Origin of the sequence: Frigoribacterium sp. MCBA15_019 (assembly GCF_001864945.1) — a bacterium.
Lineage (GTDB): Bacteria > Actinomycetota > Actinomycetes > Actinomycetales > Microbacteriaceae > Frigoribacterium.
In genome coordinates this window covers 194,352-204,696 of record NZ_MJGS01000017.1, presented here as the reverse complement: position 1 = coordinate 204,696, position 10,345 = coordinate 194,352, and the positions used below count along the sequence as shown (strand labels likewise).

10 protein-coding genes and 1 tRNA gene are annotated in these 10,345 nt (G+C 71.5%); 9 read left to right on the top strand and 2 right to left on the bottom strand.

Features of this window, described 5'->3' with window-relative positions; genetic code table 11:
* Positions 1-93: 93 nt before the first annotated feature.
* The 3 genes from BIV04_RS13140 (at position 94) to BIV04_RS13130 (ending at position 2,227) form a co-directional block, all read left to right on the top strand.
* Positions 94-167: transfer RNA gene (locus tag BIV04_RS13140), tRNA-Met, on the top strand.
* A 102-nt stretch (positions 168-269) separates the two neighbouring features.
* Positions 270-1,364, top strand: a complete 1,095-nt coding sequence (locus BIV04_RS13135; protein ID WP_071256742.1) for a glycerate kinase — start codon at positions 270-272, stop codon at positions 1,362-1,364.
* A complete protein-coding gene (locus tag BIV04_RS13130) occupies positions 1,361-2,227 on the top strand; it encodes a carbon-nitrogen hydrolase family protein (RefSeq protein ID WP_071256872.1) in 867 nt (288 codons plus the stop codon). The genes BIV04_RS13135 and BIV04_RS13130 overlap by 4 nt, the downstream gene beginning before the upstream one ends.
* Here BIV04_RS13130 and BIV04_RS13125 read toward each other — a convergent pair.
* Entirely contained in the window at positions 2,213-3,412 is a 1,200-nt protein-coding gene (locus BIV04_RS13125) for an aminotransferase class I/II-fold pyridoxal phosphate-dependent enzyme (RefSeq protein WP_071256741.1), read from the bottom strand. The two genes, BIV04_RS13130 and BIV04_RS13125, sit on opposite strands and share 15 nt — an antisense overlap.
* Positions 3,413-3,556: 144 nt before the next feature.
* Here BIV04_RS13125 and BIV04_RS13120 point away from each other — a divergent pair, with 144 nt between their 5' ends.
* From BIV04_RS13120 to BIV04_RS13095, 6 genes are all read left to right on the top strand, one after another.
* Positions 3,557-5,302, top strand: a complete 1,746-nt coding sequence (locus BIV04_RS13120) for a S1C family serine protease (protein WP_071256740.1) — start codon at positions 3,557-3,559, stop codon at positions 5,300-5,302.
* Between the two features lie 149 nt (positions 5,303-5,451).
* A complete protein-coding gene (locus tag BIV04_RS13115) occupies positions 5,452-6,495 on the top strand; it encodes a glycosyltransferase family 2 protein (RefSeq protein ID WP_071256739.1) in 1,044 nt (347 codons plus the stop codon).
* A 6-nt stretch (positions 6,496-6,501) separates the two neighbouring features.
* Entirely contained in the window at positions 6,502-7,308 is an 807-nt protein-coding gene (locus tag BIV04_RS13110; protein ID WP_071256738.1) for a CDP-alcohol phosphatidyltransferase family protein, read from the top strand.
* A complete protein-coding gene (locus BIV04_RS13105) occupies positions 7,305-8,192 on the top strand; it encodes a glycosyltransferase family 2 protein (protein WP_071256737.1) in 888 nt (295 codons plus the stop codon). Before BIV04_RS13110 ends, BIV04_RS13105 begins: the two co-directional genes overlap by 4 nt.
* Before the next feature lie 53 nt (positions 8,193-8,245).
* Positions 8,246-9,550: a CDP-glycerol glycerophosphotransferase family protein gene (locus tag BIV04_RS13100; protein ID WP_071256736.1), complete on the top strand. Its 1,305-nt coding sequence runs from the start codon at positions 8,246-8,248 to the stop codon at positions 9,548-9,550.
* A gap of 101 nt (positions 9,551-9,651) precedes the next feature.
* Positions 9,652-9,957 carry a helix-turn-helix domain-containing protein gene (locus BIV04_RS13095; RefSeq protein WP_071256735.1) on the top strand — a complete coding sequence of 102 codons (306 nt, stop codon included), beginning with the start codon at positions 9,652-9,654 and terminating at the stop codon, positions 9,955-9,957.
* 39 nt (positions 9,958-9,996) lie between these two features.
* Here the strand turns inward: BIV04_RS13095 and BIV04_RS13090 are convergent, their stop codons facing one another.
* The gene (locus BIV04_RS13090) at positions 9,997-10,278 is read right to left on the bottom strand and encodes a PilZ domain-containing protein (RefSeq protein WP_071256734.1); all 282 of its coding nucleotides are present in this window, start codon (positions 10,276-10,278) and stop codon (positions 9,997-9,999) included.
* Between the last annotated feature and the right edge of the window lie 67 nt (positions 10,279-10,345).

Genomic DNA, 10,345 nt, shown 5'->3' with positions numbered 1-10,345 from the left:
GAGGGGGTTCGTCGTGACGGGGCGATGTGACGGCCGCCTCCGGGGGCTCGATTGGACGGCGTCCGAATGCCGTGCTAGTGTTTCTTCTTGTGCCGCGGGGTGGAGCAGTTCGGTAGCTCGCTGGGCTCATAACCCAGAGGTCGTAGGTTCAAATCCTGCCCCCGCAACAAGAAAGACAAAAGCCCCGGTCGAACGACCGGGGCTTTCGTCTTTTCGACAAGCTCTCGGGGGCTCTGTGCCGTCGCGGCCGATCATGCCAAGGTTGAGGCATGTCGAGACTCCGGGTGGTCCTCGCCCCCGATTCGTTCAAGGGCAGCCTGGATGCGTCCGAGGCTGCGGCCGCGCTCGCAGTAGGGTGGTCCCGGTCACGGCCCGACGACGAGATCGTCGCGCTGCCTCTCGCCGACGGCGGAGAAGGCACCCTGGATGCGTTCGAGCGGGCCGTCCCCGGAAGCATCCGCCACGAGGTCGTCGTGGAGGGCCCCGACGGCCGTCCCGTCGACGCCCCCTGGCTGGCGCTTCCCGACGGCACGGCCGTCGTCGAACTCGCCTCGTCCTGCGGGCTCGGCCTCCTGACCTCACCCGCGCCGCACGACGCGACCACCCGCGGCCTGGGTGACGTCATCTGCGCGGCCGTCGGCGCCGGCGCCGTGCGGCTGCTCGTCGGCCTCGGGGGCAGCGGGTCGACGGACGGGGGAGCGGGTGTTCTGACGGCCCTCGGCGCCCGGATCGTCGACTCTCTGGGGGAGCCCGTCGGTCCGGGAAACCACGGGCTCACCACGGCTGCCCGGGTCGATCTCTCGGGTCTGATCGCCCTCCCGCCCGACGGCGTCGTACTGCTGGTCGACGTCGACAGCCCCCTGCTCGGCCCCGACGGTGCCGCCGCCGTGTTCGGGCCGCAGAAGGGTGCCTCGGCCGACGACGTCCTCGCGCTCGAACGGGGGCTCGAACGCTTCGCGAGCCTCGTCGACGTCGATCCTGCGACCCCCGGTGCCGGTGCCGCAGGCGGGACGGGCTTCGGTCTGCTCGCCTGGGGTGCCCGTCTGCAGCCCGGGGCCGTCGCCGTCGCCGAGGCCGTCCGGCTCGCGGAAGCCCTGGCCCACGGTGACGTGGTCGTCACCGGAGAAGGGCGGTTCGACGGTCAGACCGCCGCCGGGAAGACCGTGTCGCTCGTGCGGCGGATGGCCGACGCGGCCGGAGTCCCGGTCGTCCTCGTCGCCGGTTCCGTCGAAGCGCCCGCTGACGGTTTCGCCGACGTCGTGTCGACCACGCAGCTGGCGGGCGACGTCCTCGAGTCGACGACCCGCGCCTCCTTCTGGCTGGGCGAGGCGGCCGCGCTGGCGGCCGGGCGGTGGGCGCGATGAGCACCGGCGGCACGCCCGACGTCGTCGTCGCGGTGGTGCAGACCGCCCCCGGTGACGACCCGGTGCGCAACCTGCGGACGATCACCGACCTCGCCGAGGAGGCGGCCCGACGGGGCGCACAGGTGGTCGTCTTCCCCGAGTACTCGTCGTACTTCTCGGCCGAACTGGGGCCGTCGTACCTCGAGGCCGCGGAACCCACGGACGGGCCGTTCGTGCGCCACCTGACCGCACTGGCGGATCGGCTCGGCGTCGCGCTCGTCGCGGGCCTGGTCGCTTTGTCGCCCGATCCGGCGCGGTTCGAGAACCTGCTCGTGGCCGTGGCGCCCGGTCGGGGCGTCGTCGCCACGTACTCGAAGCAGCACCTCTACGACGCGTTCGGTGGGCAGGAGTCCCGGTGGATCGTGCCGGGCCCCTTGGCGGTCGCCGCGACCTTCGAGGTCGGCGGGCTCGTCTTCGGCCTGCAGACCTGTTACGACCTGAGGTTCCCCGAGGTCACGCGGACGCTCGTCGACGCCGGGGTCGACGTCGTGTTGATGCCGGCCGAGTGGGTGCGCGGACCGCTCAAGCAGCATCACTGGACGACCCTGCTGACGGCCAGGGCCCTCGAGAACACCGTGTACGTCGCCGCGGCGGACCACGCACCGCCCGTCGGCGTCGGCTGCAGCACGATCGTCGACCCGACGGGCGTGGCCCTCGCCTCGGTCGGCGACGAGGTCGACGTCATGGCGCTGGGCAGGGTCTCGGCCGACCGGATCGCGGCCGTGCGCCGGACGAACCCGTCCCTGGCCCTTCGCCGGTACGACGTGGTCCCGCGCCGTGACGGCGGCGGTCCGCCCTATGGGAAGGGCTCAGACCGAGAGTGACGCCAGCTGGGCCGAGGCCTGCTCGAGCACCTCGATGCGCTTGCAGAAGGCGAACCGGACGAGGGACGACTGCTCGGCGGCGAGTTCCGGGTGGCAGAAGGCGCTGATCGGCAGCCCGACGACACCGGCGAGCTCGGGGAGCCGCCGACACAGGTCGGCCGCGTCGTCGAAGCCCAGGGGGGCGGCATCGGCGACCACGAAGTACGAGCCGTGGCTGGCGCGCACGGCGAACCCCGCACGACGCAGCCCGTCGGACAGGACGTCGCGTTTGTGGGCCAGTGTGCGCGCGATCCCCTCGAAGTAGGCGTCGGGGAGTCCGAGCCCGACGGCGATCGCGGGCTGGAAGACCGAACCGTTCACGAAGGTCAGGTACTGCTTGACGGCGACGATGCGGTCGACGAGCTCCGCCGGACCGGTCAGCCAGCCGATCTTCCACCCCGTCGTGTTGAAGGTCTTTCCCCCGGACGAGATGCTGATCGTCCGAGCCGCCGCGCCGGGCAGGGTGGCGAACGGCACATGGACCGCACCGTCGAAGAGCAGGTGCTCGTAGACTTCGTCGGTGACGACGAGTGCGTCGTGCTCGACGGCGAGTTCGAGCAGGAGGCGCCTGGTCGCGTCGTCGAGGACGCTGCCCGTGGGGTTGTGCGGATCGTTCAGCACGACGAGCCGGGTGCGCGGTCCGAAGGCCCGGCGCAGTTCGTCCGGGTCGACCGTCGAGTCCGGACCTCGGAGCGGCACGGTGACGTGGACGCCGCCCGAGAGCCCGATGACGGCCCCGTACGCGTCGTAGAACGGTTCGAGCGTGACCACCTCGTCACCCCGGTCGACGAACGCCAGGATCGTCGCCGCCAGCGCCTCGGTCGCCCCCGCGGTCACGAGCACCTCGCGCTGCGGGTCGACGTCGAGACCGTAGAACCGTCGCTGGTGGGCGGCCACCGCCTCGAGGAGGACGGGCATGCCCCGGCCCGGCGGGTACTGGTTGAGGCCGGAGCGCAGGGCCTCGTGCGCCGCCTCGAGGACCTCGACCGGGCCGTCCTCGTCCGGGAAGCCCTGCCCGAGGTTGATGCTGTCGGTCGCCGTGGCGAGGGCCGACATCTCGGCGAAGATCGTGGGGGCGAGTCGGCCCGCGCCGTCGAGGAGCATCGCGCCGCTCGCCGCGCGCTGCCAGGGTGCTGGAGGAGTCATGATCCCGTCACCGTATCTCCGCGGGACGGGTGCCGGGGTGGTCGTGTCCAGCCGCCGCATAAGCTGGGTGCAGTCCGCTCACAGGCTCGCCGTATGATCCGCCCAGCTTGGGCGACCAGGCTGTCAGGGCTTGGAAGGAGCACCATGACCGACACCCCCCGCCACGACGACACCGACGACGGCGCCCCGCGCACGCCCGAGGGCACCGCCGACGGTTCGCAGGGCGTCCCGGGCGACGACCGGAGCGCGCACGACGGCGCCCAGCCCACGACGCCGTACCCGGCCGACCAGGGCGTCACCTACGGTGCTCCGCCACTGCCCGGCAGCACCCCGCAGGCCGGCTCCTTCGAGTCCGGGGCCGACGAGGCGCGGCACGACCAGGCGCACGACCGGACTCAGCCCCACCCCGGCTCGTACCAGCAACCGCCGTCGTACCAGCAGTCCGGCTCGTACCAGCAGCCCGGTTCCTACCAGCAGCCCGCTTCGTACCAGCAGGCCGGATCTCACCAGCAGCCCGGTTCGCATCAGCAGTCGGGTCCCTACCCGCAGTCAGGGTCGTACCAGCAGAGTGACCCCTACCAGCAGCCCGGGTCGTACCAGCAGGGCGACCCCTACCGACAGCAGGCCTCCGATCCGTCGGCGTTCGCCTATGACACGACGAACTCGTACGCGGCGGCGGGTTGGCAGGCGCCCCCGCAGAAGCCGAAGAAGAGCCGACGTGGCGTGGGCTCCGTCGCCGCGGCCCTCCTGGTCGGCGTCCTCGTGGGCGGCGCGGCGGGCGGTGGCGTCGCCGCGGTGCTCTCCCGCGACTCGGGGGCCGGGGTCTCGGCGACCGGTGAGTCCCGCGACCTGACGGTGAACGACTACGACGACGCGACGGTCGTCACGGCGGTCGCGGCGAAGGCGACGAAGTCGGTCGTCACGATCAACGTGACGGCGGGCGAGTCCGGCGGCACCGGCTCGGGCGTCATCCTGAGCGACGACGGGTACATCGTCACGAACACGCACGTCGTCACCCTGGACGGAGCCAGCGCGTCGGGCACCGTGAACGTCACGCTCAGCGACGGCAGCATCCTGCCGGCCGAGGTCGTGGGGCTCGACCCCACGGTCGACCTCGCCGTGCTGAAGGTCGACGCGACGGGGCTCACCCCGATCGACTTCGCCGACTCGTCGAAGCTGAACGTCGGTGACACGGCCGTTGCCATCGGAGCACCGCTCGGTCTGTCGAACACGGTGACCGACGGCATCGTCTCGACCCTCAACCGCAGCATCACCGTGCAGTCCTCGGCGGCGCCGACCGACGGCAGCGACGAGGGCCAGCAGAACGACAACAACGGCCAGGGGCCCTTCTCGTTCAACAACGGTGACGGCTCCACGCAGAACCAGGCCAGCTCGGTCATCTCGCTGCCGGTCATCCAGACCGACGCGTCGATCAACCCGGGCAACTCCGGTGGTGCGCTGCTCAACTCGCAGGGCGAGCTGATCGGCCTCAACGTCGCCATCGCCAGTTCGGGGGAGTCGTCCGGCAGCATCGGCGTCGGGTTCTCGGTGCCGTCGAACCTCGTGCAGCGGGTCGCCAAAGAGATCATGGCGAACGGCAAGGCCAGCCACGGCCTCCTCGGTGCCAGCGTGAACGACGCCACGAGCGACGCGGCGGCCACCCGGGTCGGTGCCCTCATCGTCCAGCTCAGCCCCGGTGGCGCGGCACAGAACGCCGGCCTGCGGCAGGGCGACGTCGTGACGGAGTTTAACGGCGTGCCGATCAGCGACCGGACCGACCTCACGGCGCAGGTCAGGTTCCTCGCCGGTGGCGCGACGGCCGACCTGACCTACGTCCGGGACGGGACGACCGACACGACGAAGGTCACCCTCGACACCTTGACCAGCTGACGGTCCGCCCCGGTCGGTGCGGCGGGGGTCGGGACGCCACGGCGTCCCGGCCCCCGTTCGCGTGTTGCTAAGCTCGCCACGATCCCTGCGGCCGTCCGCAGTCCCGACCCGCGCCTCCCCGGCGCTCACGAGCCCGAGGAACGCGATCCATGCAAGCAGGCGACGCCACCCGACCCGGTGTCTCGTACGTCATGCCCGTCCTCAACGAAGAGCGTGAGATCCGGGCGGCGGTCGAGAGCTTGCTCGTCCAGGACTACGAGGGCCCGTTCGAGGTGATCCTGGCCCTCGGCCCGAGCGTCGACCGCACGAACGAGGTCGTGGCCGAGATGGCGGCGGCCGACCCCCGGGTCCGCAGCATCCCCAACCCCGTCGGTTCGACGCCGGCCGGCCTCAACGTGGCCATCCGAGCGTCGGTCCACCCGATCACGGTGCGCGTCGACGCTCACTCCGTGCTGCCGAGCGACTACACGCGCATCGCGGTCGAGACCCTCGAGCGCAGCGGAGCCGACAACGTGGGCGGCATCATGGCCGCCGTCGGGCGCACCCCCTTCGAGAAGGCCGTGGCCCGGGCCTACGGCAGCAGGGTCGGCCTCGGGGGCACACCCCACCACGTCGGCGGCGCCGAAGGCCCGACCGACACCGCTTACCTGGGCGTCTTCCTGCGACACCGACTGCTCGAGGTCGGGCTCTTCGACGAGGGCGTCAAGCGCGGTCAGGACTGGGAGCTCAACCGGCGGCTTCGGGCCACGGGCGGAACGGTCTGGTTCACCCCGCGGCTCGTGGTCACCTACCGACCTCGCCCGAGCCTGCGCAAGTTGGCCCGACAGTTCGTCGCCACCGGGCTGTGGCGGGGCGAACTGGCCCGGCGGTTCCCGAAGGCGAACACCTTGCGGTACCTGGTGCCGCCCGTCATGGTGCTCGGGGTGGCCCTCGGTCTGGTGGTCGGACTGGTCGGCATGGTCGGTCTCGCGCTCGGCAGCCCGCTCGGGTGGGCCACGCTCGCCCTCGTCGTGCCCGGCGTGTACGTCGTCTTCGTCCTCGCGGCCGCCGTGCTCGCCGCCCGCGGCGACGACCTCCGCACCCGCCTCTGGTTTCTCGTAGTCTTGCCTTCCATCCACTTCGGGTGGGGCGTCGGCTTCGTGCTCGGCTTCCTCGACCTCACGAAGAACATCACCGCCCAGACCGGAAGGTAGCCGCCGATGACCGCGCTGCCCACCAGACCGAGTTCGATCGCCGAGTTGCGACGCGTCGCCCAGCCGCCCGAGGTGCGCAGTCGTGCGAACGCCGAGCACTGGACGGCCTCGTTGTACCTGCGCGACGTGTCGCCCTACCTGACCTGGTGGCTGCTCAAGACGAGCGTCTCGGCGAACGGCGTGACGGGGCTGATGATCCTCGTCGGCTGGTGCACCGCCCTCTCGCTGCTCGTGCCGGGCATCACCGGTGCGTTGCTCGCCCTCGTGCTGGGCCAACTGCAGATGCTCGTCGACTGCTGTGACGGCGAGGTCGCCCGCTGGCGGGGCACCAGTTCGCCGGCCGGGGTCTTCCTCGACAAGGTCGGCCACTACTCGACCGAGGCCCTCATCCCGATCGTGTTGGGCGTCCGTGCCGCCGGGTTCCCGTTCGAGACGCCGGGCGACTTCCTCTGGACGACCGCGGGCTTCGCCCTGGCCCTCGTGATCGTGCTGAACAAGGCCCTCAACGACATGGTCCACGTCGCCCGCGCGAACGCGGGCCTCGATCGGCTCGAAGACAAACGAGGAGGCGCGACGCAGCCGAGCGGGCGCCTCCTGTCCCGACTGCGCAGCGCCGCGCGGTTCGTGCCGTTCCACCGCCTGTACCACTCCGTCGAGCTGACCATGCTCGTCTTCCTGGCCGCGCTCGTCGGCCTCGTCGTCGGAGGCGTGACCGCCGACCGCGTCCTCCTCGTCGCCTTGCTCCCGCTGTCGGTGCTGGCGCTGGTCGGCCACTTCGTCGCGATCATGGCGTCGAAGCGGGTGCGCTCCTGAGCGAGGTCCTGCCCCGGGTCGGAGTCGTGAGCCTGACCCAGGGGCGACGCCCTGGCGACCTGCGTCGGGGGCTGGCCTCGCTGTCGGCCCAGCGCGACGTCGACCTGGACGTCGTCTGCGTGGTCAACGGACGCGACGCCGCGACCGCGGAGGTCGAGGTGCCGACCGGGGTCCGCCTGCTCGAGCTCGCCGAGAACGTGGGCATCCCCGCCGGTCGCAACCGGGGGGCCGAACTCGTCTCGGGCGACTGGATCTTCTTCCTCGACGACGATGCGAGCCTGCCCTCCGACCGGTTCCTGGCCGACGCCGTCGCGTTGTTGCGGGCCCGACCCGAGATCGGGCTCCTGCAGCCACGGGTCGTGGACCCCGACGGTGCCGTCAACCCGCGCCGGTGGACGCCTCGCCTGCGCAAGGGCGACCCCCGCCGGTCGAGCGACGTCTTCTCGGTCTGGGAGGGGGCGACCCTGCTGCCCCGCGACGTCTTCGACGCCTGTGCCGGCTGGGGCGAGCCGTACTTCTACGCGCACGAGGGCATCGAGCTGGCGTGGCGGGTCTGGGCCCAGGGCAGGCGCACCTGGTACGAGGGCTCGCTCGTGGCGAACCATCCGGCCATCGACCCGGCGCGCCACGCCGAGTACTACCGGCTGAACGCCCGCAACCGGGTCTGGTTGGCCAAGCGCAACCTCCCCTGGCCGCTCGTCCCCGTCTACGTGGCGTCCTGGACGGCGGTCCAGCTGCTGCGGTGGGCACGGACCCCGCGACGCCTGCGGCCGTGGTTCGCGGGCTGGGCGGAGGGGTGGCGAGAGGCGCCGGGCGGTCGACGGTCCATCGGTTGGGTAACGGTCCTCCGCATGTCCAGGGCCGGTCGACCTCCGGTCCTCTAGGCTTTCCGGGGTCCGGCGCCGATCGGGGTGGCGGACCGACCCGAGGAGGGCATGTGCCGTTGACCCGAGACCTGGGGCTCGCCTGGAGCCTCGCCCGCCGCGCCGTCCGTTCGCGCAGCAGTCGACGCCGGCTCGAGCGCGACCCACGGGCCGCGGCGACGCCCGCTCCGGGCACCGTCCGCGTCGCCGTGTACTTCGCCGACACGGCCGTGAACATGTACCAGATCCGGCAGTGGTACGCCCCGCTCGCCCGCCTGGCCGAGACCTTCCCCGTGGCGATCGTCGTCCGCTCGCCGGGCACGATGGTCACGATGCTCGACGAGAGCCCGGTGCCCCTCGTCTACGCCCGCAAGGTGGCCGACCTCGAGGACTTCGTCGCCGCTCAGCCCCTGGCCATGACGCTGTACGTCAACCAGAACGCCAAGAACTTTCAGATGATGCGGTACGGCCGCATGTGGCACGTCTTCGTCAACCACGGCGAGAGCGACAAGATGTACATGACGACGAACCAGTTCAAGGCTTACGACTACGCCTTCGTCGCGGGTGACGCCGCGAAGGACCGCCTGGCCGCCAAGCTCTGGGACTACGACCTCGAGAAGCGCGCCGTGCCCATCGGCCGGCCTCAGGCCGACCACTTCTCGGGCGAGGTGCCCTACCCCGACGACGACCGTCTGGTCGTGCTGTACGCCCCTACCTGGGAGGGCGACCGTCCTGCGGCCGCCTACGGGTCGATCGCCACGCACGGCCTCGCCCTCGTCAGGGCCCTGCTGGCTTCGGGGCGTCACCGGGTCGTCTACCGGGCACACCCGCGCAGCGGCGTGCTCGACCCCGAGTACCGGCGAGCCCACGAGGGGATCATCCGGGCGCTGGCCGAGGCCAACACGCGTGATCCTGGCGCCCACCACATCCACGACGAGGGGCCCGAACTCGGCTGGCAACTGGCCGCGGCCGACGTCGCGGTGACCGACATCTCGGCGATGGTCTACGACCGCCTCGCGACGGGCCGGCCCCTGGTCGTGACCCGTCCGGTGGCTGTCGAGGCCGACGTCGACGAGTCGGGCTACCTCGGCGACGCCGAATGGTTGACGGCCGACGGCGCGGGTGACATCGTCTCTCTCGTCGACCGGGTCGTCGACGATCCGGAGGCGCAGGGCCGTCTCGAGCACTGGGTGCGTCGTCACTTCGGCGACACGTCGCCCGGGGCGGCCACGCATCGGTTCGAGAACGCGGTGGCGGATCTCGTGCGGCTGCGCGACGACTACGCCGCACGCCGTCCCTCGTTCGACGAACCACGCTCGACCGGTGCGGCCGAGGACGCCGACCAGGAGGCCGGCGACGCGGAGGCGTCCGACCTCTGACGCCGAGAACGGGGCTCAGGGGAGTGTCTCGACACTGAGGCATTCATGTCTCGGTGATGTGGACTCTGGATCTCAGACGCTGAGCAGCGTATCCATGAGGCATGCCTGAGCCGACGTCCGACGCCGCCCGCCTCTTCGGAGAACGCATCCGCGACGAGCGCCTGCGGCTCGGACTGAGCCAGGACGAGGTGGCGCACCTCGCGGGCATGAACGTGTCGAACTACGGAAAGATCGAGCGCGGCATCGGCAATCCCGTCCTGCACACGATCGTCCGGCTCGCCGTGGTGCTGGGGGTCGACCCGGCCGTCCTGGTCACCGGTCTCGGAGTCGATCACCTGCCGCCCGTCCTCGAGGCCTTCACGGCCGCGGACTACGTCGCCGAGAGACGGGCTCGTCTCAGCAGCTGATGCGGGCCCTCACCCGGCAGGGCTCGTCGACCCCGGGGGTCAGAAGCTGAACCGCCACAGGTACTCGTCTCCGTCGGGCCGGAACCACCGCACGACGGCGATCGCGCTGCGGGTCAGTTCGACACCCAGGACGCAGAGGTCGACGGAATCGCCGGGATCGAGCCGGGTGGTCGCGACGGGGACGAGCAGCCCCGTGCCCACGAGGGTGACCCGGATGCCGGTCACGGTCTCGGGGGAGTCGTTGACCAGCCGGTAGACGCGGGGTGCGCGGAAGCGGTCGAGGGTGAAGGGGACGGTGTAGGCGAGGGTCGTCGACGTCATGTCGTCGACCCTAGGAGCGACCGCCGAGGGTCGTCTCGCATCCCTGTGGACGGCGGCCGCCTGGGGA

What these genes read in the sequence shown, in the direction of transcription:
- BIV04_RS13090 (WP_071256734.1), bottom strand. Translation starts at nt 10,278, where the DNA reads ATGACGTCGACGACCCTCGCCTACACCGTCCCCTTCACCCTCGACCGC.
- BIV04_RS13110 (WP_071256738.1), top strand. Translation starts at nt 6,502, where the DNA reads ATGACCGCGCTGCCCACCAGACCGAGTTCGATCGCCGAGTTGCGACGC.
- BIV04_RS13125 (WP_071256741.1), bottom strand. Translation starts at nt 3,412, where the DNA reads ATGACTCCTCCAGCACCCTGGCAGCGCGCGGCGAGCGGCGCGATGCTC.
- BIV04_RS13115 (WP_071256739.1), top strand. Translation starts at nt 5,452, where the DNA reads ATGCAAGCAGGCGACGCCACCCGACCCGGTGTCTCGTACGTCATGCCC.
- BIV04_RS13135 (WP_071256742.1), top strand. Translation starts at nt 270, where the DNA reads ATGTCGAGACTCCGGGTGGTCCTCGCCCCCGATTCGTTCAAGGGCAGC.
- BIV04_RS13095 (WP_071256735.1), top strand. Translation starts at nt 9,652, where the DNA reads ATGCCTGAGCCGACGTCCGACGCCGCCCGCCTCTTCGGAGAACGCATC.
- BIV04_RS13120 (WP_071256740.1), top strand. Translation starts at nt 3,557, where the DNA reads ATGACCGACACCCCCCGCCACGACGACACCGACGACGGCGCCCCGCGC.
- BIV04_RS13130 (WP_071256872.1), top strand. Translation starts at nt 1,361, where the DNA reads ATGAGCACCGGCGGCACGCCCGACGTCGTCGTCGCGGTGGTGCAGACC.